General features: G+C 66.9%; 24 protein-coding genes and 3 pseudogenes. 13 read left to right on the forward strand and 14 right to left on the reverse strand.

The genetic code is table 11. The features are described 5' to 3' along the window. Positions 1-164 precede the first annotated feature (164 nt). Positions 165-365: a DUF397 domain-containing protein gene (locus tag AB5J50_RS50530; protein WP_369265211.1), complete on the reverse strand. Its 201-nt coding sequence runs from the start codon at positions 363-365 to the stop codon at positions 165-167. Beyond that, entirely contained in the window at positions 358-1158 is an 801-nt protein-coding gene (locus AB5J50_RS50535) for a Scr1 family TA system antitoxin-like transcriptional regulator (RefSeq protein WP_369265212.1), read from the reverse strand. Before AB5J50_RS50535 ends, AB5J50_RS50530 begins: the two co-directional genes overlap by 8 nt. A 93-nt stretch (positions 1159-1251) precedes the next feature. Between AB5J50_RS50535 and AB5J50_RS50540 the strand changes: the two genes are divergently transcribed. From AB5J50_RS50540 to AB5J50_RS50550, 3 genes are all read left to right on the forward strand, one after another. Further along, positions 1252-1536, forward strand: coding sequence for a hypothetical protein (locus tag AB5J50_RS50540; protein ID WP_369265213.1), 285 nt, complete (start codon positions 1252-1254; stop codon positions 1534-1536). A gap of 284 nt (positions 1537-1820) precedes the next feature. Continuing rightward, positions 1821-2687: a radical SAM/SPASM domain-containing protein gene (locus tag AB5J50_RS50545; protein ID WP_369265214.1), complete on the forward strand. Its 867-nt coding sequence runs from the start codon at positions 1821-1823 to the stop codon at positions 2685-2687. Between the two features lie 10 nt (positions 2688-2697). Continuing rightward, on the forward strand, positions 2698-3837 hold the full coding sequence (locus AB5J50_RS50550) for a methyltransferase domain-containing protein (protein ID WP_369265215.1): 1140 nt from the start codon (positions 2698-2700) through the stop codon (positions 3835-3837). Positions 3838-4028: 191 nt separating this feature from the next. Here AB5J50_RS50550 and AB5J50_RS50555 read toward each other — a convergent pair whose 3' ends face one another. Next, positions 4029-4775, reverse strand: coding sequence for a VWA domain-containing protein (locus tag AB5J50_RS50555; RefSeq protein WP_369265216.1), 747 nt, complete (start codon positions 4773-4775; stop codon positions 4029-4031). A 144-nt stretch (positions 4776-4919) separates the two neighbouring features. Here AB5J50_RS50555 and AB5J50_RS50560 point away from each other — a divergent pair. Next, a pseudogene (locus AB5J50_RS50560) lies at positions 4920-5223 on the forward strand (transposase family protein); the annotation flags it as partial. Positions 5224-5338: 115 nt separating this feature from the next. Here the strand turns inward: AB5J50_RS50560 and AB5J50_RS50565 are convergent. Further along, positions 5339-6490 (reverse strand): annotated as a pseudogene (locus AB5J50_RS50565) (IS256 family transposase); the annotation flags it as partial. A 749-nt stretch (positions 6491-7239) separates the two neighbouring features. On the opposite strand from AB5J50_RS50565, the gene AB5J50_RS50570 reads away from it, so the two are divergent. Beyond that, positions 7240-8430 (forward strand): DUF6236 family protein, encoded by a 1191-nt coding sequence (locus AB5J50_RS50570; RefSeq protein WP_369265217.1) that lies wholly within the window; start codon positions 7240-7242, stop codon positions 8428-8430. 294 nt (positions 8431-8724) lie between these two features. Here AB5J50_RS50570 and AB5J50_RS50575 read toward each other — a convergent pair whose 3' ends face one another. Continuing rightward, positions 8725-9243: a hypothetical protein gene (locus tag AB5J50_RS50575; RefSeq protein WP_369265218.1), complete on the reverse strand. Its 519-nt coding sequence runs from the start codon at positions 9241-9243 to the stop codon at positions 8725-8727. A gap of 604 nt (positions 9244-9847) precedes the next feature. Here AB5J50_RS50575 and AB5J50_RS50580 point away from each other — a divergent pair. The 3 genes from AB5J50_RS50580 (at position 9848) to AB5J50_RS50590 (ending at position 11952) form a co-directional block, all read left to right on the forward strand. Further along, a complete protein-coding gene (locus tag AB5J50_RS50580; RefSeq protein WP_369265219.1) occupies positions 9848-10597 on the forward strand; it encodes a transposase family protein in 750 nt (249 codons plus the stop codon). Positions 10598-10947: 350 nt separating this feature from the next. After that, on the forward strand, positions 10948-11550 hold the full coding sequence (locus tag AB5J50_RS50585) for a hypothetical protein (RefSeq protein WP_369265220.1): 603 nt from the start codon (positions 10948-10950) through the stop codon (positions 11548-11550). Positions 11551-11673: 123 nt separating this feature from the next. After that, positions 11674-11952: a hypothetical protein gene (locus AB5J50_RS50590; RefSeq protein WP_369265221.1), complete on the forward strand. Its 279-nt coding sequence runs from the start codon at positions 11674-11676 to the stop codon at positions 11950-11952. 865 nt (positions 11953-12817) lie between these two features. On the opposite strand, the gene AB5J50_RS50595 is transcribed toward AB5J50_RS50590, so the two are convergent. The 6 genes from AB5J50_RS50595 to AB5J50_RS50620 all read right to left on the reverse strand — a co-directional run bounded on the left by AB5J50_RS50595 (position 12818) and on the right by AB5J50_RS50620 (position 17549). Then, positions 12818-13255, reverse strand: a complete 438-nt coding sequence (locus tag AB5J50_RS50595) for a hypothetical protein (protein WP_369265223.1) — start codon at positions 13253-13255, stop codon at positions 12818-12820. After that, positions 13252-15636 carry an FxSxx-COOH system tetratricopeptide repeat protein gene (gene fxsT, locus AB5J50_RS50600; protein WP_369265224.1) on the reverse strand — a complete coding sequence of 795 codons (2385 nt, stop codon included), beginning with the start codon at positions 15634-15636 and terminating at the stop codon, positions 13252-13254. The genes AB5J50_RS50595 and fxsT overlap by 4 nt, the downstream gene beginning before the upstream one ends. Before the next feature lie 122 nt (positions 15637-15758). Then, positions 15759-16226, reverse strand: a complete 468-nt coding sequence (locus AB5J50_RS50605; protein WP_369265225.1) for a hypothetical protein — start codon at positions 16224-16226, stop codon at positions 15759-15761. A gap of 358 nt (positions 16227-16584) precedes the next feature. Next, the gene (locus tag AB5J50_RS50610; RefSeq protein ID WP_369265226.1) at positions 16585-17031 is read right to left on the reverse strand and encodes a hypothetical protein; all 447 of its coding nucleotides are present in this window, start codon (positions 17029-17031) and stop codon (positions 16585-16587) included. A 90-nt stretch (positions 17032-17121) separates the two neighbouring features. Next, on the reverse strand, positions 17122-17325 hold the full coding sequence (locus AB5J50_RS50615; protein ID WP_369265227.1) for a hypothetical protein: 204 nt from the start codon (positions 17323-17325) through the stop codon (positions 17122-17124). Continuing rightward, positions 17325-17549: a MarR family transcriptional regulator gene (locus AB5J50_RS50620; RefSeq protein WP_369265228.1), complete on the reverse strand. Its 225-nt coding sequence runs from the start codon at positions 17547-17549 to the stop codon at positions 17325-17327. Before AB5J50_RS50620 ends, AB5J50_RS50615 begins: the two co-directional genes overlap by 1 nt. 45 nt (positions 17550-17594) lie before the next feature. Here AB5J50_RS50620 and AB5J50_RS50625 point away from each other — a divergent pair, with 45 nt between their 5' ends. The 4 genes and pseudogenes from AB5J50_RS50625 to AB5J50_RS50640 form a co-directional block, all read left to right on the forward strand. Beyond that, positions 17595-17783: a hypothetical protein gene (locus AB5J50_RS50625; RefSeq protein WP_369265229.1), complete on the forward strand. Its 189-nt coding sequence runs from the start codon at positions 17595-17597 to the stop codon at positions 17781-17783. A 1450-nt stretch (positions 17784-19233) separates the two neighbouring features. After that, positions 19234-19389 carry a hypothetical protein gene (locus AB5J50_RS50630; RefSeq protein WP_369265230.1) on the forward strand — a complete coding sequence of 52 codons (156 nt, stop codon included), beginning with the start codon at positions 19234-19236 and terminating at the stop codon, positions 19387-19389. A 47-nt stretch (positions 19390-19436) separates the two neighbouring features. After that, complete coding sequence (locus AB5J50_RS50635) at positions 19437-19802, forward strand: hypothetical protein (protein ID WP_369265231.1); 366 nt, start codon at positions 19437-19439, stop codon at positions 19800-19802. Between the two features lie 5 nt (positions 19803-19807). Next, positions 19808-19919, forward strand: a pseudogene (locus AB5J50_RS50640) (ATP-binding protein); the annotation flags it as partial. 82 nt (positions 19920-20001) lie between these two features. On the opposite strand, the gene AB5J50_RS50645 reads toward AB5J50_RS50640, so the two are convergent. From AB5J50_RS50645 to AB5J50_RS50655, 3 genes are all read right to left on the reverse strand, one after another. Next, on the reverse strand, positions 20002-20487 hold the full coding sequence (locus tag AB5J50_RS50645; protein ID WP_369265746.1) for a GNAT family N-acetyltransferase: 486 nt from the start codon (positions 20485-20487) through the stop codon (positions 20002-20004). Positions 20488-20636: 149 nt separating this feature from the next. After that, on the reverse strand, positions 20637-20786 hold the full coding sequence (locus AB5J50_RS50650; RefSeq protein WP_369244424.1) for a hypothetical protein: 150 nt from the start codon (positions 20784-20786) through the stop codon (positions 20637-20639). A 393-nt stretch (positions 20787-21179) separates the two neighbouring features. Continuing rightward, the gene (locus AB5J50_RS50655) at positions 21180-22694 is read right to left on the reverse strand and encodes an ISL3 family transposase (protein WP_369265232.1); all 1515 of its coding nucleotides are present in this window, start codon (positions 22692-22694) and stop codon (positions 21180-21182) included. Between the two features lie 199 nt (positions 22695-22893). On the opposite strand from AB5J50_RS50655, the gene AB5J50_RS50660 reads away from it, so the two are divergent. After that, a complete protein-coding gene (locus AB5J50_RS50660) occupies positions 22894-23319 on the forward strand; it encodes a hypothetical protein (protein WP_369265233.1) in 426 nt (141 codons plus the stop codon). Positions 23320-23322 lie beyond the last annotated feature (3 nt).

The raw sequence follows: 23322 nt of genomic DNA on the forward strand, positions 1-23322 counted from the left end.
CCGACGTCGTCACGTACGCGCGGTAGAAGGGAGTGCCCGTCAGGATGCTCTGGCCCGAAGACGCCACCCGCGCCTGAAAGATCACCTGTGACCGCTGCCGGCGTCACGCATCGCGTACAGCAGGCAAGTCCCTCGAAGAGGCTTCCCTGCTGCTTGTGGACCGGTCAGAGGGCCTCGACGAACGCCGCCCATGCGGGGTGCCCGAAGACCAGGGCCGGACCGGTCTTGACCTTGGAGTCACGGACGGGAACGCCGACCGGGTATGCGTCCAGTACCTCAACGCAACTGCCTTCATCGCCTCCGCTGTAGGACGACTTGCGCCAGCCGCTCAGCCTCGAAGCGTCCGAAATGAGGTGCTCAGTCATGGTGTCCGTAATCCTTCGCTGTCGCCCTCATCAGGGCAAGTGACTCTTTCAGCGGCAGTGCATCGCCTAGCGCGAGATCGTAGGCGCCCTGGAACCGTTCGACCATGGCGGGGGCATCGTGCACCTTGCCTGTGTGCAGGCCTTCAACGTAGGCCACCGGCGGCTGGTCCTCGAACCACATCAGCGTCACGAGGCTCTGCAGCAGTGGGTGAGCGCCCAGGCTGAACGGCATCACGTGGACACGTATGCGCTCGGTCTCGACCAGGCGAACGACGCGCAGGATCTGTTCCGCCATGACGTCGGACCCGCCGATAGGGCGACGTAATACCGCCTCGTCCAGCAATGCCCAGACCACGGGGCTTGCCGGATTGGCGAGGATCTCTGACCGCTCAAGCCGTGTGACAACGGCCTTGTCACGTTCTTCGCCGCTCAAGGGAGGGAACGCCGCCCCGCGCAGAACCGCGTGCGCATACCTTTCGGTCTGAAGGATTCCGGGCATGTACGACAACGCGAACTCACGGATCATCGTGGCTTGTTGCTCGAACTCCCGAGCGACCTCGAAGTGACTTCCGACTGGTCTGCTGTTCTCATCCGGCCGGAAGCTGCTGAGCACGTTTCCGGTGTTCAGGGCTCGATCAAGCCGATTTGCGTCCTCCTTGGAGGGGACGCGGCGCCCCGCCTCGATGTGTGAAATATGCGAGCGCGTCATCACCGCGGCGACAGCCAAGTCCTGCTGGGTGAGCCCGGCTGCCTCGCGCTGCTGCCTGAGCCAATCACCGTAAGTACTGGCCATGGATTAACTCCCCCTTGCGACAAATCACTTGTCACCTGGCACCTACTGGCGAGCCTACGCTTCGCCGCTCAACGCTGGTCATACACAACGTGATTGCCCGACTGGGTACAGCCGGACACCGAGGCGTACGGAGTGGTGATGGCACGGCAGACGGAGACGGACTCGACGGTCCTTCAGCGCGGGACGCTGATGTACGACCCGGCGACCCGCAAGGTGGGTGAGTACCGGGACATGGCCGGACCCTACGCCATGCTGCGCCCGGTGGGCGGTGGCCGTGAGTGGCAGGCAGACCCCGACCAGATCCGTCCGGCCACTGCGGCGCAACGGCTCAGCGCCGGCGTCGAGGCGGCCAACGCGAGGGCGGGGCAGGGACTGTGAACGGGCGTTGCACAGCGGGGCGGGCGGCGGGCTGGGTAGGGCGCTTCGCGGGGCCCCTGTTCCTCGTCGTGATCTCGGTTTCCTGCGGCTTCATTGTCGGCGTGGCGGTCGCTTTTGCTGCGTCCTCGCCCTGATCGCCGCCTTCGCCGGTGGTCTTCCCCTGTCCCGGCGAAGGCGGGCACCACCGCTGCCCCGGTCGCCTCGAGGGCGGAGGGCGACCGGGGCCGTTCGCAAGGCCCGTCACTGGCATCCCACACATCCCGGCAAAACGAGGAGTACTGCCCATGACCACGCTCATCGACGCCCCGGTTCCGAAACCCTTCGCGGGGATCAACGTGCTGGAGCTGGAGATCACCGGAAAGTGCCAACTCACCTGTTCACACTGCCTGTCCGAGTCCAGTCCGCGGGCGACGCACGGCACCATGACCCCTGCCGACTGGCAGACGGTCATCGTCGACGCTGCGGCGCTGGGGATTGGCCAAGTCCAGCTCATCGGCGGTGAGCCGACTCTCAACCCGCACTGGATCCAGTACACATATCTCGCCCTGTCCTTGGGACTGCGCGTGCAGGTCTACAGCAATCTCTTCCACGTGCGGGATACGTGGTGGGAGGTGTTCGAACGGAACGGCGTCACGCTGGCGACCAGCTATTACAGCAACGACCCAGCCGAACACGACAAGATCACGGGCCGGACGGGCAGCTACACACGAACCCGGTGCAACATCCGTGAGGCCGTCCGGCGCGGCATCACCGTACGCGCCGGCATCGTCGAGGTCCTTCTCGGTCAGCACGTTGCCGAAGCCCGTGAGGAATTGGTCTCCATGGGCGTGTCCCAGATCAAGACCGACCGTGCGCGGGCCATCGGACGGGCCGGGTGGCCGGGCCAGGCTCCGAGCGTGGATGAGCTGTGCGGGAACTGCGGGCGGGGACGGGCGGCCGTGCTGCCCAACGGTGACCTGTCCGGGTGCGTGCTGTCGCGGTTCCTGCCCACGGGCAACGTCCGTGAGCGGCGGTTGGCTGACATCCTGGGAAGTCCGCAGTGGGCGGACACGATCGCCGGCATTCCGCCCCGCTCGCAGGCCGCCTGCACGCCGGACGACTCGGGTGACTGCGATCCGGCGAACACCGAGGCGTGCAACCCCGCGTACTAGGAGGAGCGGCGTGGACTGGGAAGAGCACGCGGCGAGACTCGCCGACGAGGTCACTGACCGCGTCTCGCGGTGGCGTGAGCCCGTGGCCGCCGTCCCCCGCCACGAACTTGTGCCGCGCTGGTGGCAGCAGGTGGCGGGGGAGTGGGTGCTGCGCGACGGCCCCTGCGACCTCGAGGCGTGGTTGGCGGCGGCCTACTGCGACACGTCCTTGGTGACGAGCATCGGCGCTCTGCACGCCGACCACGCCCTAGGTGACGAGAAGCCGACCGGTCTGCCGACCTCGTCGGCGACGCTGCCCAGCCTCGTGGTCCGCTTCCTGCGGCACGCTCGTCTCACGCAGGGCCTGGACCTGCTCGACCTGGGCACGGGAGCTGGCGGCTTGGCCGCCTATGCGGCGCAGCGCCTGGGGAGCCGGCACGTGACAAGCGTGGACGTCGACCCGTACCTGACCGATGCGGCGGCCGGCCGGCTGGCTCGCATGGGCCTGTATCCGCAGTTCTTCGCCATGGACGCCACCCGTGCGATTCCCGGCACCTACGACCGGATCATCGCGACGGTGGCCCTGGAGCCGGGCCGTGGGCTGGTGCCCGTGCTGCGGGCTCTGCGCCCCGGCGGACGCCTGGTGACGACCCTCGCGAATACGTCGCTGATCCTCACCGCGTGGAAAGCGGAGAACGGCGGGGCGGTGGGGCAGGTGGAACGGGACTGGGCGGGCTTCATGAAGACCCGGCACAGCACCGACTACACCCCTGGCCCTGACGCCCTGCTCGCGCACGCCCGGCAGGCCGAGGGCGACGAGGTGACGGCGGGCCGATACCCCGTCCTCGACGTGAGCGCAGCGTGGGAACTGCGTTCCATGCTGGAGGTCACCACGCCGGGGGTGGAGCTGCACTATGAGGAAAACGGGCGTCGCCGGACCGCCTGCCTGGTGCACACGGACGGCTCATGGGCCCGTGCGACGGCTGAATGGCTGGCCCCCCCGGAAGTTCACCAGGGCGGCCCCCGGCGCTTGTGGAACGAACTGGAGCGGATCCGCAACCGCCTCAATGCAGAGGGCCAACTGCCGCTGTACGGCAGCCGCCTGGAGATCACTCCGGACGGAGTGTGCCATCTGTCCCGAGGAAAGTGGACGGCATCGCTGGGCGTCTGACCAAGCAGATCGGCCCTCGCGATTAGCGCGCGAGCTCGACGAGGCCGTGCCGACAGGCTTGGCGATTGCCGCCGACACCCGCGGGGACTTGGCGAAGACCCCGCCACGGGCCGCGGAGAGGGCCTTGAGCGCGCTCGCCGGCGGCCATGCCAGTTCTGCTTGCGCTGGTGCAGCGTTCGAGCGCCAGTACGTCACTGCATGACATGGGCGTTGCGGGCGGCGGTCAGCCAGTCGGGGAATTCCTGCAGCAGTTGGTCGAAGAGCAGTTGGTCGTCGACGGTCCGTGGGTTGCGGCCGGCGTGGAAGAAGCCGGCGTTGTCGACGATGCGGCGGGCCGGGACGGCGAGGGTATCGAGTTTGCGCAGGAACGTGAACTCGTTGTCGTCAGGATCGCCGAAGCCGATGAATTGCCAGAACAGGGGGAGCCGGGCGGCCTTGCACAGGTAGCGCTCGGCGGCGAGTTTGCTGGTGGGGCCACCGTCTGTCTGGAAGATGACGAGGGCGGGGGAGCGGCTGCCGGATGCCATGTAGTGGTCGATGACCTCGTCCATGGCCCAGTGGTAGTTCGTGCGCCCCATATGGCCGAGGTTCTCGTGGAGCTTGTTGATGCGGCCGCGGTGGCCACCGAGCCTGAGGTCGGTGGATCCGTCGACGTCGGTGGAGAAGAACACCACCGGCACGCTGCCGTCGTCGTCGAGGTGGGCGGACAGCGAGAGAACCTGCTCAGCGAGATGCTGCATGGTGCCGTCCTTGTAGTAGGGCCTCATCGACCCGGAACGGTCCAGCACCAGGTACACCGCGGCCCGTATCCCCTCCATCCCGTGGCTGCGCACACTTGCGCCCGCCGACTTGTACAGGCTGACCAGGTCCGGGGCCCGCTCCCGCACCTTGGACAGGCTGATTGCTGCGGTGCGCTCACCGCGGTTCGTCGCGATCACTCCTTCATGGTGATCCATCGCCCCCAACAAGGTGCAACCTTCGCCCAGTTCGATTCTTCTTTCTGCTGTTCAGGCCCGGCCGCGGGGATACGCCGACCAGTGAGGCAATGGCACGGTGCCGAATCAGAGTCCGGTGTTGGACGCCTGCTCGCCGACCGGGCACCGAGCCTGCTCAGGGTCCTGCGCGAGAGCGGTCGCCACTACATCCTGCTGGACGGCTCCCGCGCCGAGTGCGATCGCCTCGGCGACGGCCAGGCCGACTACTTCGCCAAATACCGTCGGCACGGGGTGAACGTGCAGGTCGTGACGGATCCGGCCGGTCGTCTGCTGTGGCTGTCCGCCCGCAGCACCGGGCCGGTGTGACGACCTGACCGGGGCCCGCACCCATCGGATCATCCGGATCTGCGAACGACAGGGTGTCCCCGTACTCGCTGGCCGTGCCTACCAGATCGTGTCCCTTGTGATGGTGTAGTGGATCAACTGGTGGGCGTGTTCGGGGTGTTGGGTAGCGCGGGGGTGCTTTCGGGGAGTTCGCGGTAGATCTCGTCCATGCTGCCTTAGGGGAGGTAGCGGCGAGGGAAGGCGATCCATTCGTCGTGCATCTCGAAGAGCACGGCGGTGACCAGCCGCAGCAGCGCGTCGTCGTTGGGGAAGACCTGGACGACGTCGGTCCGGCGTTTGATCTCCCGGTTGATCCGCTCCAGCGGGTTCGTCGACTGGATCTTCTTCCAGTGCCGCTCCGGGAAGACGGCGAAAGCGGTCAGGTCGTCTTTCGCCTCCAGCAGCATCTCCCTGACCTTGGGGAACTGGGCGCCGAGCATGTCGGCGACGGTGTCGACCTGGGTCCGGACCGCTCTCTCGCCGGTCTGGGCGAAGATCGTGCGGATCGTCGCGGCGACCATCTCACCGGCGTCCTTAGGGATCACGCCGAAGACATTCCGTAGAAAGTGGACCCGACATCTTTGGTAGGCGGCGCCGATCATCACCTTGCGGATCGCGGCGACCAAGCCGCTGTGGTGGTCGGCGAGGACCAGGCGGACCCCGCTCAGGCCACGTTCACGCAGGTGACGCAGGAACTCGGTCCAGAACGCCTCGGTCTCGCTGTCGCCGACCATCACACCGAGGACCTCCCGGCCGCCGTCCTCGGTGATACCGGTGGCGATCACCACGGCCCGGGAGGCGATCTGGTGGTTGATCCTCGCTTTGCAGTAGGTGGCGTCGAGGTAGAGGCAGGGGAAGCGGGTGTGGTCCAGCGAGCGGGTGCGAAAGGCGGTCAACTGCTCGTCCAGGGCGGCACAGATCCGCGAGACCTCGCTCTTGGAGATCCCGGTGTCCGCCCCCAGGGCCACGACCAGGTCATCCACGCTGCGGGTGGACACCCCGTGCACGTATGCCTCCATGATGACCGCGTAAAGGGCCTGGTCGATACGGCGCCGCCGCTGCAGCAGGCTGGGGAAGAAGCTGCCGGCCCGCAGCTTGGGGATGCCCAGCTCAAGGTCGCCGGCCTGCGTGGTCAGCGTCTTCTCCCGGTGCCCGTTGCGGTAGTTGGTGCGATTCTCGGTGTGCTCGTTCCACTCGGCTCCGATCTTTGCCGCGGCCTCCGCTTCGATCAGCTCCTGCACCATCCGCTCGGCAATGCTGCGAACGAGTTCGAGTCCCTCGACCGAACGCAGTGACTCCAGAAGACGGAGCAGTTCAGACTGGGACATACCCACCGGGCACCTCCTCTCGTAGATGAACTCGGCGTTCACCAGGGAAAGTTGCACCGCGGCCGCCTTATGCGCAGGGAGTGGACGCCACCAGCCGGAGCACACCGGCGCACTACTCAACGTCGATCAGGTACACCATCACGCGGGACGCCATCCGGCTGACGGCGTGTACGTGCCGTCGAGGCCGCTGTACAAGCAGGTGGCTCGCCGGTACTGGATCCAGAGAAGCTGTCCGCGCTGCCACGCGGGCCAGGGCAAGGACTGCGTTCTCGCCGAGGGGGCTGACGTCAGCGCGGTGCGCGAGTGCCCCCACGATGAGCGGTTGCAGCCGATCGTGGATGAGCGGAAGGCCAAGCAAAGGGCGATGCCGCGTCCGTGGCGCGTGTACGAGGTCACTTGCCCGGACTGCATGTTCGACGGGGTCGACCGCGAGGCCCAACTGGGTCTTGTCGGCGATCCAGTCGCTGGCGTACTGGCAGCGGTAGGCGGAGGCCAGCGGCTGCCAGGTGGCGGGGTCCTGGTCGCTCTTGCTGCGGCTGGAACGCGGCCGACACAGCGATCAACGCCCGTGTGTCGTCGAGGTCGTTACGCCAGCCGCGCCACCTCGGCGCCCAGTTTCGGTGACGCCTTCACCGGCTGACTGTCTGCTCGCCAAGCGGGGCTACCGCCGCCTGGAGCGCGCCCTCGCCGAGATTGCGCGCCTCCGCGACGACATCACCGCCTCCGATGCGACTATAAGTCTTGAGGAGGGCGAAATGGCTGAGATCTGGTTGTACTACCCGCATCCAGAGATTCGGAACGAGTCCTGGCTGCGACTTGCGCTGCTGTACTGGTCAAAGATCGGCCGCATCGTGCCCCAGGGCTTTTGTCCCCGCGACACCCGGGGTATTGAGGAGCTCGTTGATCAGGGCTTGCTTCTGGATCTCGAGCCTCCGCACGACATGGATATCAAGACCTACTTCGCCCAACTACTCAGAGAGCGCTACGCAGAGCTCACGGCCCGGTACAGGTTGCCAGACGAGATCCTGGCCCAGGGGCGAGTCGTAGTGGACCTTGAGACGGGCGAGGACGGGTACCCGCTCCACATGTCCGTACCTGACGAACTCAGCCACCTCGGGTGGTTGCACTTCTCTCGCGTCGGGGCCGGGTTAACAGATCAACTTCTTACTGCAGGCCTCGCGGTTGCGACCAATGATGTCAGTGATTACCCGTGGCTCGGACTTCACCCTCAAGTGGCTTTGGTGTACCAGTGCGCTCTCGCCGATGAGCTCGCCCGACGTAACGGCATGCAGACGATCACTGATCGTCCAGAAGAGCATGCCGTGCTGAATGGCTGGACGGTTCAGACGCTGGCGAGGGTTCTTCTTGAGGAGGGCGACAATGGGCGCAATGTGCCTGATGCGGGCAGCGTCGCTGAGGCTTTTGCTCTGACCGTGCTGCACACGGTGGTTCCAGCTGGCATTGAACGGTTGCCACTGAAACGCTTGCTCAAGGTTCGAGGGGAGTTGTTGGGCGAGCTCCGGGCGTTCCGGGAGTTCGTCAATTCGCTGTCCGAGTATCTCGCAGATGCGGCGGCGACCGAGGATGAGCGGGTACGTTCAGCCAAGTTTGAGGTTCTTGCCGAGGGATACGTCGAGCCGAGGCTGCGGGAGCTGGAGAAGGCAGTGCGCCGGGCAAAGCTGGAGCCTGTCCGGGCAGTGCTGAGCTTGAAGGATTTGGCTCCGTCTGCCGTGATTGGAGCTGGCGCAGAGATGCTCGGTGGTCCGCCGGCAGTGGCCGCTTCAGGGGCTCTGGCGTTCTGTCTGCTCGGCTCGGTGCGGGCAAGTCGCTTGCAGGCAGCTGAGCTGCAGGGGGCATCCCCCGTGGGGTATCCGTTGGGCATCCGGGAGGGGCTGTCACCGGGAATGGTCTCCAGAATGGCCCAGGCACTCTTCCGTCGCCAGTGATCACGATGCCAACAGGCACCCCTAACGACACAGGCGTGCCAAAGGGGCGCGGAGACCTGCGTGGCCTTGAGGCGAAGGATATGGCACGAGGATGAGACAGGTCTTGGGTGTCTCGGCGGGAGACACCCAAAGGGATGTCCAGGCCAGAACGTCCACATATGAAGCGGTGCATGAGACGCTACAAGTCCGTTGCTGTCGGATCTCGGATTGTGCTTCACAGTCTCAGGCGGGACTGCATATCAGCAGCACAGCGGTCCCAAATTGCGGGGGCCGAATGAGCCACGTAAGTCCCGTTCAGGACCCTACACTCGGCCGTTCACTAGTAAACGTCGTTGCAGTACCGTCGGCGATTCCTGAAGTCCGAAGGCGCTCTGACCAGCGACGTGCGCCAGAGTATGCAGGGCCCGGTCGGCCGACCCGGCGATATTCCTTGTCTAGCCATTCGAAGTATTTTTGCACTTCTGGATTATGGAGGACTCGCGACGCTTCAAACTCCAATATCCGAAGCCCGGATTTATTTATTTGCCCCGACTCGGCTAGCTGGTCGACTAGGTTCAAAATATACAAAAGCTTGTCCAGGTGGGGCTCATCAATACTGCCTGTAAATGCATTTTCGTCGAACGTCCAGGTGGCATAGTCGAGCTTGTAGTAGAGCTCACGTACCGATTGGTCGTCCAGGAACCATGTAGTGATGTTGAAGAGAAATTCCGCTTGAGTGGTCTGCCTTGACCGCTGAAGTTGACGTCCAGTAAAACCGACGGAGAGGAATGTCAACAGCAATCCGAGCAGCGTCAATGCTTCACCTATGGGCATCTGCTTCCCCCGCAGCGGAATTGGCTCCCGTGGTTGCGTCGTGGAGCGTCAACCGTCCCGTACCGGTCGTGCGGCAGCCATACGTCTCGAAGCGTATTCACGGGGTCGGGCCGAAGGGCGCACGGTTCATGCGACGGAGTCGACGCTACTTGCCCTTGACCAGTTGGTCGACGCGCGGGACGGACAAGTCGAGTCGCTTCGCGACCTTGTCCAGGGTGAGGGTCTGGCGCAGTTCAAGCACGGCCTGCTGTCGGACGGCTTTGGCCTGGGTGAGGGGTGCTGCGATCGCCTCGGTGAGGGCGTTCTGCAGGTCACGGGCGGCTCTCTCCCGGGCGACGGGGTCGGTGGTGGCGCCGAAGGTGGGCGTCGGGATGGCGCGGCTGTCGCTTCGTCCCGTGCGGTCCGGCTTTGGCGTCTACGGTCGGCGAATGCATACGGGCAGAGACACACGCTGGGGGGAGTGGGATGAGGGGCTGGGAGAAGACACTGAGCTCTTTCAGCGTGGCCACCGATCGAGTGACAGGCGCCGTGGCCACAACGTACAAGGCTCCCGTGCCGTTGAGGGAGGTGTTCGAAGTCTCAACCCATCGGCGCAGGAGCCTTGTTGGTGCCACATCCTGCCGCACTCGACCTGCCCCACGCGCTCATCGAGTGGGTCACCATGCTCATCGTCACCCGCGAGGGTGACCGCCGCTGCAAGCTCCCGCCGCACCAGCGTGCCCTGGTCGCTCTGGTGTACCTGCGCAAGCACGAGCCGCTCGCGCAGATCGCCGCGGGGTTCGGCATCTCGGTCGGCACCGCGCACGCCTACACCACCGCGGTCATCGATCTCCTGGCCGCCCGCGCGCCCGGTCTGTTGCGTGCTCTGCGCGAGGCAGACCCCGAGTTCGTCCTGCTCGACGGCACCCTGGCTGAGTGCGACCGCCTCGGCGACGGTCGCGCCGACTACTCGGCCAAGCACCGTCGCCATGGGGTGAACGTGCAGGTGGTCACGGACCCTCGCGGCGAGGTGCTGTGGTTGTCACCGGCCCTGCCGGGGCGTTGCCATGATCTGACCGCGGCCCGTGCCCATCGGATCATCAGGATCTGCGAGCGCCAGGGGGCGCCGATCCTGGCCGATCGCGCCTACATCGGTGCCGGCGCGTGGGTGACCACACCGGCCAGACGGCCCGCGGGAGGCGAGCTGACGCTCACCCAACAGACCGTCAACCGAGCGCTGTCGAAGGCGCGGGCCCCGGTCGAGGGCGGAGTCGCCCGTCTGAAGTCCTGGCGGATCTTCCGCAGAGCGCGATGCAGCCCGAATCGAATGACGTCAATCGCCGCGGCCGTCCTCACCCTGGAGCGGCAACGCTGAAAGAGCTCACTGGGCTCATCACCCACATGATCTTGGAAAGTCGTGCCTGCCCCGCATCTGGGCCACCACCGGCACATATCGGGCCAACCCACGCAAGCCACGACTGCGGCGATGCCCTGACCCCCAACTACATCGTCAGTATCCGCTCCGTGACAGTTGTTGCGGCTTCTGCCCACAGATGAAGGACTGCTGTGACTGACAGCTCCTTGCCTGTACCACACGGGGCGCTTGATGATTGAGACCAGGGGACTGCGAAACCTGGGGGATGCGTGGACGGTTCACTATGGGATCAACGAAGGATTTCAACGAGCCGCAGTACTTTCCTTTTGCCGCGGCTACTCCTCGGGCTCGTGTTCATTGACCTGATTTGGGAGACTGTGAAGGTCAATCTCGATAAAGATTTACGCACCGAGTGGCCGTGGCGCTTCGCACTGCTCGAACCCTCGACATGCGCAGCGATCGTCACATTGCTTGTCGGTGTCATTGTGACTCGCGCCCAACTGTCAATGACCATGCACCCAGTCCTCAGCTGGACGGCAGGTCCGTGGAGAAGCGATGCACTCGCGGAACCGAAGCGCACCGTCCGCATTGTCAATGGCGGCGGCGGCCGTTCTGTGGTGCGCTCTGTGCGCTATCGACTACAGGTCAATCAAACCCAATCCAGTGGCACTGAGGTTCCCACCGGCTGGTGTTCCTGGCAAGAAGCCGTCGGTGCGCTAAATAGAGCCGGCCTCGTTTGGATGGACGACTACTTCCTCGCACATATCGGTTCAGGCGCCTCCATACCCATGACTACAGACACAAGGCAAGGAATGGAAATTCTCGCCTTAGGGGCCAACGCCGTAGGGCGTCTATCCAGGATCGATGTTCGCCTACAGGTTGTTGACGTACTGGGAGACGTATATCAGCGCGATCTCAACTGCATTCGACCGGCACCTACCGCCCTGCAATGAAAACACTCACGTCGACTCAATTACCGCCTATGAATGCCAACCCCAAATCAGAAGCGCGACATAGGAATCGCGACCAGTACTACAGCATCAGATCTTGTGTCTGGTGATCGTTGCTGTTCTTGAGTGGTCATGCTGGTCGGTGTGGCGCCTGAGCACGTGGAGGGGTGGGCCGAGGAACTCGCTTCGCTCGCTGGCGGGTTGGGGCATCTGTTCGTGCGGCCGGAGCTGTGGGAGGTGTTCGCGGATCTGGTCGAGGGTCTGCTCGGCGCGTTCGGCGTCGAGGTGCGAGCGCGCATGACGGACCGAAACCGGCAGCTGGCCGACGAACTCGCGGACGCAAGGATGGATCCTCGATGCCGGCCCGCGAAGCAGCAATGCGCGCCCAGACCTCGGACGAGATGACCTGGCCCGCCGGCGACACCTTTGTCCTGCGCGGCCACCCTGTACACCGCGGCACTCCCTCGTTGGAGATAGCCGCCTTCGACGACGGCATCTGGCCCCTGACACCCGCCCGCCCGGACCGCCACGTCGACGCGATCAACCTGCACTGGAAGACCTACCCGCCCACGGTGGCCGACCAGTTCAAGTGCTTCGTCCTCGCCACCTTGGACCACCCCCACCCCGTCGTCATGAGCGGCCAGAAGACCCATGACCAGGCCATCTGCGGCAACATCAAGATCTGGTTCATACGCCTGCGGGCCTTTGCCATCGGGCTGGAGCACCACGACGCTGAGCAGCTGAGCGAAGTCGACGACGGGCTGCTCGATGCGTACCTCGAGCACGTACGCGCCCTGTCTGCGAGCGACGGCGCCAAGTACCAGCTGCTCAACGCGGTCCGCGCCCTGTGGGCCTACAGCGAGCATCTGCCCGCCGAGTGCCGGCTGGCCACCGCCGTCCCGTGGAACGGCACCCCCATCGACGTCCTGGTCGAGCGACTGCCCCAGGGCCGGTTCAACGCCATGCCACGGATTGCCACAGCCACGATGGACGCGCCGCTCGACTGGTCCCTGAGGATCATCGAAGACCTCGGGCCCGACATCTGCGCAGCCTGGAGACACTTCGAGCTCCTTGAGGGTGGCCGCTACCCCTCCCAGGAGGGCTACCAGGACCTGCGCCAAGGGAGCGCCTGCTGTTGTTCGCCAAGGAGCACCGGCGTCCAGAACCGCTCCGCAGCTGGTGTCTTGTTGCTGAGCAGCAGTCCGATGCCCGCCCCGTTCACCACCGACAGCAGTCCGAGGAGCTTCGTGCGGATTTCGTCGATCCCGTGCTACGAGGAGCAGCGTGCGCCGCAGACAGTGTGGTGGAAGGCGAGGGCGAGATCCTGGGTGAGTTCGGCGTACTCCAGTCCGGTGGTGTGGATGTCGGTGCGCAGCGCGCGGGCCCAGTCGTCGACGTTCGCGTCAGCGTCGCGTACGAGGGTGGAGATCCGGGTGGTGAAGGCGGTAGCTTGCACGTCGAGCTCAGCCAGCAGCTGCTGGGCAAGGTCGAGTTCGTCGTCGGCGAGAGCGGGGTCGGTGAAGGCGAGGACGAAGGCGTGCTCGGCTTGGCGGTGGGCGCGTTCGTCGGCGACGCCGTGCTCCTCTACCTCGCTGCGGGCCGCTTCATACGCAGCGGCCGCGCGGTCCATGTCGCCCTGGACCCACCACACGTCACCTTCGACGCGGTGGTGGCGGCCGAGCCAGCCGAAGGCGCCTTCGTGTATCACAAACGATCGTTACCGTTCGCTGCTACAAACCGCCAGTGGGCGAGGTTGTGCCGGGTGGAGAGAGTGATGGGGTGGTCCGGGCCGAGCGCCCGCATGCAGTCGTCGAGCAGGTCGGCGTACGCGGCTGCGGCGCCGGCCACGTCCCCCGCTTCCCCCCGGAAGTGGGCGAGGTTGCGCCGGGTGGAGAGGGCGTCGGGGTGGTCCGGGCCGAGCGCCCGCACCATGTCCTCCAGCAGGTTGGCGAATGCGGTCGCGGCGCCGGTCGCGTCCCCCGCCTCCCCCCGCCACCCCGCGAGGTTGTGGCGGGTGCTGAGGGTGGAGGGGTGGTCGGGTCCCAGCACCCTCAGCTGATGCTCCAGCAGGTCGGCGTACGCGGCTGCGGCGCCGGCCACGTCTCCCATTTCCCCCCGCCACCTGGCGACACCACCCCGGGTGGAGAGAGTGATGGGGTGGTCCGAGCCCAGCACCCGCACCATGTCCTCCAGCAGGTTGGCGAATGCGGTCGCGGCGCCGGCCGCGTCCCCCGCCTCCCCCCGCCACCCCGCGAGGTTGTGGCGGGTGCTGAGGGTGGAGGGGTGGTCGGGTCCCAGCACCCTCAGCTGATGCTCCAGCAGGTCCGCGCACGCGGCTGCGGCGCCGGCCACGTCTCCCAAATGGCCCCGCCAGTAGGCGAGGTTGCTGCGTGCGGTAAGGGCGCCCGTGTCATCGGGTCCCAGCACCCGCACCATGTCGTCCAGCAGGTCGGTGTATGCGCTGACAGCACCGAACGCGTCCCCCGCCTCCCCCCGCCAGAGAGCGAGGCCATGCCGGGCGGCCAAGGTGTCGGGGTGGTCCGAGCCCAGCACCCGCACCAAGTCGTCCAGCACGTCGGCGAATGCGGTCGCGGCGCCGGCCGCGTCTCCCGCGTCCCCACGCCACCTGGCGAGATTGGACCGGGCGACCAGGGTGTCGAGGTGGTCGGCGCCAAGGTGGTAGCGGGTTGTTTCGACGAAATGCTGATAGTAGTCGCGGGCGGCGATGACCTGGCCAGCGTTGCCAAAACTGTTACCGATCTTGTACAGCACCAGGTGTGCCTTGGGCCGATGCAAGGCGTCCGCGGCGTGGCTGGCGAGCGCGGAGGTATTGGCGCGCAGGGCCTGGGCGAGGTCGGTGTCACGTTCGATGTCAGGCCAGGCCGCGATCAGGGCGTCGGCGGCAGTACGGGCTAGCTGGTCGTGTTGGTCGGCCGGGAGAGGATCGCGGACGCCACGCTGGATGAGCTGGTGGACGCGCACGGCCCGGTGGGGGGTGCTGGGGGCGTAGTCGATCAGGCTGAGGCGGTACAGGGCCTGCAGCGCACCCTCGGCTTCCTCGGACGCAAGGAGTATCCGTTTCGGTTGCCTGCTCCATGGCCATCGCCGCAGTCGCCCCTGCGCCTTACCGGTATCCGGTGGCTGGGGGCGGTGTCCGGTGAGGTAGGTGAGGACGGGTGGGCTGGTCAGGGCGGCGTGGGGGATGCCGTTGGGGTCGAGCATCGAGGTGAGCTGCAGCATCAGGCGGGCCAGGCCGACAGGGCGCATCGTGTCGGCACGTTCGATCGACAGGGACCACGCGGCGGCCGCGGTGGTGGCCTGGTCGTCGGGCAGCCCGCTGGAGTCGGGCAGCACATCAGCGAGGGCGCGGGATCGGTCGGCCAGCAGCGTGCGGTAGGTGCCGCAGTCCAATCCGGCGTCGATGACGTAGGCGGCCGCCTGGGCCAAGGCCAGCGGTAGGTGTCCGAGGTCGTCGGCCAGGGCCGCGAGCTCCCCGGCAGGCTCGTAGCGGCCGTGGGCTGTCAGAGTCGCGGTGAGGTAGGCGGTGGCTTCCTTTGAGGTGAACAGGCCGAGCTTGATCAGGCGTCGCCCGGGGCCGGTCAGGGCGGCGTCACGGCGGCGGGTGGTGACCAGGGTGCGGCCTCGGGGGCTGGCGGGAGGCCACAGGCCGCGCAGGTCGGCGGGGTCGGCCACGTCGTCCAGGACGATGAGCCATCGAGGGCTGTCGCTGCCGCTGTTGGCGGGCTGCTTGGGTTCGAGAAAAGCCAGGAATGCCTGCGCGGCTTGTTCCGGAGCAGCCGGATCGGCGTCGAGGATCTCCACGGCGGCCTGGGCGTACGCCGCGGTGATCGCTTCGCGAGTGGTGGCAGTTACCCACACCATCAGATCCACCGTACGTTTCGCCCAGTTGTGGCGGGCGTGGTGGGCGGCGAGCTGGGTCTTGCCGACCCCGCCGGGCCCGGCCAGCACCTGGCTCAGCACCGCCGTGCCCCCGTCGGCCACCGCCTCTTGGAGTTCCTCGACCGCTCTGCGGTGCTGGAAGCAGTCGGCCTGCCGGGGAAGGACCCCGACCTGGTGCGGCCAGGACACCGGGCGTCGCGGCGGGCCATGGAAGTTGACCTGGTCGGCGTGGCCGACGGCCAGACTCTGATGGCCGGCGTAGACGGCCGTGTGCGCGGTAATGTGCGGGGCCTGTACAGCGCCGGGTGCGCTCAGCCCTGAGGCGCCCCCGGACGCGGAGGGTTTCCGACGATCACGTCCCCCATGCGCAGCGCGGCTGCCGAGCCTCCATCGGCTCGGATGTCGACGTCTCCGCGAACGGCCTGTCCGCCGTCTCCGGCCGACACCCCGTCTGCTGCGCCGGGCCGGGCCTGCAGCTCCTCCACCGCCTTGAGCAGGGCGCAAGCGAACTCCGTGTCGCTCTCGACGGCCTCCTCCAGAGCCAGCTCCAGGCGTTGCCGCGTGCGCAGGCTGGGCTCCGCCTGCCCGGCGGCCGCTTCCTCCTCCGCGCGTTGCAGCGCAGGGTCGGAGCCGAGCCTGCGCACGACCAGGTCGTGCAGCCGGTCCATCCCTGCGTCCAGTCCCCTGTCGACCTCCGCGTCCGCCCGCCCGGCCACCCGCTGTGCCTTGCGGACCGCCCACGCGAACACGTACCCGACCGCGATCTCAATTCCCGTCATTGAGCCCCCTCCGAAGCATCACTGACAATGCCTCAGACCGTACTCACAACAGCCCTCCGCCAGCAGTACTTCCGGCCGAACGAGCGGCCGAAGAATGGTGGCGGTGCACCGTCGTCGGGGTGCCGGAAGAAGTGGGAGAGGCGGGCGGCGTCCTCCTCTTAGGGATCCCCGCCGAACTCCCCAAGGCTGAGGAGTCGTAGGCCCGGCTCGCAGCTACGGTGATGGTGCTGACGTAAGCCTTCGAGGGTGCAGCCAGCATGCCCCTCTGGGGTGGTGCCCAGGGGCTCTTTCATGCCCGCGGCCTTGACCGCGCACGCCGAGCAGGCGGGCCTGTACCGGTGCACGATGGAGATGGCGCTCATGCAGGCCGCCCGGCATCCTTCACAGTGATCTGCTTCCCGTCCCACACCAGAGTGTCCCCAAGGGTCGCGGCGACTGGCAGCTCGCTGCCGCGCTGTGCGATGACACCGACAGCTCCCCGGCTGGAAATGCAGCGGTAGCCGTGGCGCTCGCACCACAGGCCAGGCGCTTCCAGGGGCAGCGGGCCAGCGAGGGTGAGCCGGTTCGGGTCGACCAAGGCGCGGTTACCGATCATGCGACGCAGAAGAACCGCAGACTCCTGGTGCTCAAGGAGCACGGCCACGCGCCGCTGAGGGCGTGCGAGCGGGTCGGCTTGCTGCTCATGCCAGGAGGCCAGCTCGGCGAGGGTCTTGAAGTTCGGCGTGACACCCTCCCTAGAGCAGCGCCCTCGCCGGGGTTCCACGCTCGGCAAGGGCGGCAGCAACTGCGAACCCGACTTGGCCACTTGTACACGGTCGGATGATGGAACCACTGTACGAGCCGCCACTGACAACGAGGTGCCCCTCGCCGACGGGGGTGGAAGCAAGGGGCACGGTCAGTCTGGCAGGTGGTCCGCCTCGTCGGACCAGGACGCGAGGACCCGGTGCTCCTGCTCGTCCACGAGGACGATGCGGGCGCCGGGCCTGCCGCGCTCGCCGATCCAGCTGGCGAACTGGTGCCGCGCGGTCGCCTCGCGTCCCCACCAGCCGTGCATTGCGGAACGGCCATCGAGGGTCAGGTGGTAGCGCTGGCCTCCCATCACGCGAGCCGAATCCCGCGGCGCCGGCCCCGCTCCCGCACGATCGCACCCTTCGTCTCCAGCTCCCCCAGCTGGTAGTGCACGGAGGCGCGGCTGCGCATGCCGACCCGCTCCCCGATCTCCTGCACGGTCGGCGCCTCGCCTCGGTCGGTGATGGCCTCGCGGATACAGCGGAGGATCCGCTCCTGGGTGTCGGTGAGATGCGCGACGCGATGTCTGACCATACAGCGATTAGAGTGTGTGTTCGAATTATGGCGCAAACTGGAAGCATGCAAGACCTCCCGCCCGACCTGCCCAGACTCCGCATCCTGGAGACCTGGCTCGCCCATACCCTCGACCGGGTCCGGAAGCAGATCGTGGCAGCCGAGCAGCGGGAAGCCGAGCGGCAGCGCGGCATCGACGCACGTCCACCCGCGCCGGACTGGCTCATGGAGCAGGGGCTCACAATGTCCTGGTAGGACTTGAAGCGGGGGAGCAGGTCGTCGACGAGGCGGGCGCAGCGGGGTGCTCCGATGCGGCGGGCCAGGAGCAGGGACTGGGTGGCGGCGGCTGCGGCGGGTTCGGGTTCCTTCAGATCGAGGTAGCTCGCGGCGCGGTAGGCGAGGAAGACGCCTTTCGTCTTGTCCCGGACGGGTGGCAGTAGGCGTTCGCCTTCGCTGATGAGTTGATGGGCGCGGCTGGTATCGCCGAGGTCCAGGAGGGCTTGTCCGGAGTCGACGGCGAGGTCGGCCTCGGATACCCAGGCGCACCAGGCGCACCAGGCGGGCCGGTCGGCACCAGCGTCGTTGAGGTGGTGCTCGGCCGCGGTGAGGGCTCGTAGTACGGCGCTGCGTTCACTCCGGTCGCCTCGTGCGGCGAGGGTGCGGGCGAGGCGCAGCTGGAGGAGGCAGCGGGCGGCGGGATTCTGAACGCGGGTCAGGGCGTAGTTGAGGATGTTGGCTGCGGTGGTGTGATCGCGGCGCCGGGCAGCCTGGTAGGCGAGGTCGCCTAAAAGTCCGGCGCCCATATCGTGATCCCCTGCAGCGTGGGCGTTGTGCAGGCCTGCGACCCAGCTCTGGCTCGCGTGGGTGTGGCGGCGGAGGTCGAAGGCGTGCCAGGCCACAGTCTGGGAGAGGGAGGCCGCCAGGGTGTGCAGGCGCAGCCCGAGGGCAGGCGTGTAGCGGCCGTTTTCGAGCAGTTCAGTCACCGTGGCGAGGTGGCCGTCCAGTAGCGCGGGGATGTGCTGACGCTGCTCGGTGGACAGGCCGGCGAGGTGCCGAGTGGAGCTCTCCAGGAAGGCGACGAGGTCTTCGCCGATCGGTTTGCCGTCGTTGGCCTGGGCGAGCGCGGCTGCAGGGCCGCCTGCCCAGTCCGCGGCCAGGGCGGACAGGGCGGCGCCGGAGATCGTCAGGAAGGTGCGGCGTTCCATCGCTGTTCGCTGGACCTCTCTCAGGGCGGGCACGGAGCTGTGGGGGCCTAGGGGACCACCCCGTTGGCGGTGAGCGGCAGCCAGTTCGGCAAGTCGTCGGCGCGGGCGATGTCCGCAGGCCAGCCGAGTCCTTCGGCGATGTAGATCTGGGATTCCACGCTGGGTCGGACGCCGCGCTGCCATTTACGCACCCGTGCTTCGTCGATCCCCGAACGCAGATTCCGCCGAGCGGCGGCGGGTGACCGGTGGTCTCTTCCACGTCTCCATCCAATCACTCAGCGCAAAGGACTCGTGACTCCTTCACGAAGGCAGGACCCCCACGGGACCTCCTCAACTGGTCGGCGAACTCGAACAGTTGAGCCCATTCTCGTGATGCCGCAGCACACGGCGACTGTCCCGCCCGAGGCCGAAAGGGGGGTCCGCCATGACGTACGACCACTGATGCACATCGTGCTCCGCAACCCGTTCCGGTCCCTCTACCGCGTGAGAAGGAGACCACCGTGTCTGTGACGCCCACCTGCCCGGTGCGGTACGACCCGCTGGACGAAGCCACTCTCGCCGACCCGTATCCCGTGCTCGCCCCACTGCGCAGCGCACTTGCCCGTGCCGAAGAACTCAGCGACGACGTCTCAGCAGCACTCGAAGCCACCGCGTGACCCGACACAAAGCCCGTGGTCACTGGGTGAATCGATACCCTTCCGGAATGGATCACCCTGCCGAGCAGTACTACAACCCGCATCTCACGGCGGCCGAGGTGCACGTGTTGCTGCGGAGGAACTACCTGCTACTCCAGGCAGGCCAGGCAGCTCTCGGACTGATCGGCCACGACGTTCTCGGCATCGCCGTGGAACCTCGACCAGACGCCGTCGTCCTTCACTTCGCCGTCGCCGGCCGCAACGCCGAAGTGGACGAAGACCTCGACGACATTGCCTTCGAGCTCGAGGCCTTCCTCGGCGGCGGACCTGAACAACGGTCAGAGATCATCACCGAGGTCTACGTCGGCCCGCCTGACTCCACGTGGTCCGGACGCCCCCATGCCCTGCTATACCTCGCGAAACGGAACTCTTGAGACAAGAACTCGGCTATATGGAGCTTGATCGCAGGGGTGCTGAGCTGCTGTTCCAGGTCCTGACTGAACGTTGAGGAGAAGAACAGCGTCGCCATCGCCTCCAAGGAGAGTCTGACCCCGCCCCGGCGCTTCTCGCCTCAGGTGATCTGGCCCGCCAGGGTTACGTGTCCGGCGCATTCAGGCGACGGAAACGTGCCTCTTACGGCAGGGAGCGAGTGAGCCACACCAGTGCGCCACGGTCATCTGCCGAGACGTGGTCGCGCTCGAACCTGAGCTTTTCGAGGACGCGAAACGATGGCGCGTTCCAGGGACGCACTGTCGACCAGAGCCGCTTCCGCCCGGTCGTGATCGCGGCGTCGAGCACGGCGGAGGCCACCTCAGTTGCATAGCCCTGTCCGTGCACTCGCTGGAACAACTCGTACGCGATCTCGGGCTCGTCGACGGAAGCCCGACCGACGGTGAGTCCGCAATACCCGATGAAGTCGCCCACATCGCGGCGGATGACGGCCAGCAGAGCAGTCCCTGTCAGTGCCGATGCAGCGCGCTGATCATCGATCATCCGCCGGTTGTGCTCGATTGATGGCATGCCATCACCCCGTTCGGCGACGAGCGTGCGATGGGCATCGACGTCGGACTCGGTCCACGGCCGCAACGTCAGTCGAGCGGTTTCGAGTTGGGGCGGCATCGGCGGATACGGCACGGCAACACTCTATCGACGCTCTGTACACGCACCCGAGTGACATCAAAGCTCGGTTCTGGCACAGATCTTGGGGAGCTGTCGCGGAGAGTGACGGTGTGTTCGATTGGAGGGAAGGTACACGAGCTCCAGGCACGTCAGCGTTCACGCATTCTGGTCCACCACCAGCCGAACGTCGCCAACTCGATGTAGTTGGGTTCAGGCAAAGTGCGGCGCTCGAATTCCTCATCGATGCGCGTGATCAGTCGGCCCAAGTCCCGCTTGGCTCCCAGAGGAAGGTGCCGCATCGCCCACTCCAGGTCATCACGGGCATCGTTTATCCCGGGCGAGCAGAACGCGGAGGCATCCAGGTATCGGCCAGGTTGCTCGAAAGCCCACTCGATACGAGAGAGCGCGTTAGCGACCGCGTTGGGCCACATCTCTTGGTCTTCGACCCTGCGGATCGCTGCACGAGTCCGCGCGGAGACACCGTGGACCTTCAGGACCGGACACTGCCATCGTGGCCGGCACCGCTCTGCGCGGACGGCCTTGGGACGCCTACGCGGCATCGCCCTTTCGGATCAACATGAGACCATCCTGCCACGGCTGGGCACCTACCTGGGCCTCGATCCGCACGCCCGCCGCAGCAGGTGTTCCTGCATCTCGGTCCCGGCGTAGATCTTGGGTGGCGTCTCGGGTTGCTATTGGAGCAGGATCATCTTGCGGAGTAGTTCGAATCCGGCTCGTCCGTAGAGCTGCCTCTTGATCTTCTTGATGCGATTTACCGCCCCCTCGATGCTGCCGGAGCTCCAGTCGAGGGTGAGTCCTGCTGTCACTGCGTCGAGGTCTCGGAGCAGGTGGAGTGCGAAGCCGATGAGGCCGGGTAGTTGGCTGGCGTCGACCGCGTCGATCCAGGCAGGGAGCCTGGCTCCCAGACGGTCGCTGAGTATCTCGCCGAAGTCACGGACATGCCCGGCAGCCGTGTCCAGTTCGGGGCAGCGTGCCAGGACATCCTTCAGGCCAGCACGGTCGTCCTCGCTCAGCGCGGTGGGGTGCCGGGTGAGCCAGCCGGTCATCTGGCGCACCGTCGGAGGCCGGGGCGGCGCGCCGGTCGGAGCCCCGCGGAGGGTGGCGACGTGGGCGCGGACCATCTGGTAGGTGACGGGCGCGTTGTTGGCAACGAGTTCGCTGTGTAGGCGGGTGACGCTGGTGCATCCCTCGGCGAATCGGCGCTCCAGATAGGGCTTGTAGGGGTCCAGCCTGCTGGGTCGGGGACGGTTGTCGCGGATGGTGTCCTGCCAGCGCGTGGCGCTCGCGTACCGGAGTACGGTGTTCAGGCCCCAGCCCAGGTGCCGGGCGATCGCCCGGCGTGAGTGGCCTTGGGCGAGCATCTCGTGGACCAGGGTGTGCGCGGCCTTCTTACGTTCGGCCCGCCGGCCGAGAGGTCCCGAGCCGCTCAGCGGCCGGCCGGACTCCGGGCAGGTCGCCTCCGGCAGTGTGCCGCTGGTCGACGGGCTGCGCAGACAGTCTCGGTGGGCGGCGACACAGGTCTCCACGGCCCGGCCGAGGCCCTGCCACAAGTGAAACCGGTCAGCGACCTGCAGAGCGTCGGGGGCGCCGCGCCGGGCCCCCTCGGCGTAGGCGCCTGCCCGGTCCCGGCAGATGATCTCCACTCCTGGGTGACGGACCAGCCACGCGGCCAGCGGCCCGGCTGCACGTGTCGGGAGGACATCGACCACGCGATGGTCTTCGACGCTGGTCAAGACGGTGGAGTAGGTTTGGCCGCGCCGGATCGCGAAGTCGTCCACGCCCAGCACACGCGGCGTGCTGAACTGCGGATCGGGCAGTGCCATGACCCTGCGTAACAAGGTCATCCGTCCCGCGCCGAAGCCCAGCTGAGCAGCCAGCCGAGCACCGGCCCGCCCGGCCAGCGCGAGCCCCACTCGCTCCAGGACGTGGTTGAGCCGGGTGGTGAACCGTGCGTACGGGACTGTCAACCTGGAGAACGGCTCGGCGAACGTCCGACGCGGACAGTCCCCCACCCCACACATAAAACGCCGGACCGTCAGCCGAATCACGAAGCCCTGTTCAGCGATGGCGCTCGATGGAAACGGCCACCCGGTGATTTCTAGTGACCCCAGACCTGCTCGATGGATCTCCCCGCTCCGTTGAACTCCGGAGCGCGTGGGGCGACGAGTGACCCGGCGTTCCGTCACTCCGGAGCCTTCATTTCGTCGGCAACCCGGAACAGCTCGCGCCCCGACGCCCCGGGGGTTCCACGCCCCTGCGTCTGGCGCGAGTGGGGATGAGTGCGACGTCGTCCTCCAAGCAGTGCGGATGGGTGATTTCGCCCCCTGGCCTGATGGGGGGGGTCTACGGTCGGTAGTGGACCGATTGCCAGGGCGGGGGGTTGTTGTGACGGGTGTGGAGTTGGCGGTCGGCTACGTCATCGCGTGGGCCGTGCGCAAGGCACGCCGGGTGGCCGGCCGTGCCGACGGCGCGGTCGACCAGGCACTGGATGCGGGCGTCGACCGCCTGCACGACGTCGTGGTGACCCGGCTGGGCGCGGATCCCGCGCTGGAGCAGGCCCTCACCGAGGCCGGCTCCGGTCAGGACGGGCCAACGGAGCGGACCCGCACGCGCCTTCGCCTGGCCCTGGAAGAACAGGCCGAGCAGGACCCCGGCTTCGCTGCGGCGCTGGAGAAGGCGGTGGCGGAGGTGGAGGCCGCCGCCGCGGCGGCCGAGCCCGGTGCGCGTGCGGTCTACGGCAACACCTTCCATGGCCCCACCGCAATCCAGTTGGGCGACTACAACACGCAGCACAACACGTTCGGTTCCTGACCC

The organism is Streptomyces sp. R35 (assembly GCF_041053035.1).
In the GTDB taxonomy this organism is placed as follows: Bacteria; Actinomycetota; Actinomycetes; order Streptomycetales; family Streptomycetaceae; genus Streptomyces; species Streptomyces lutosisoli.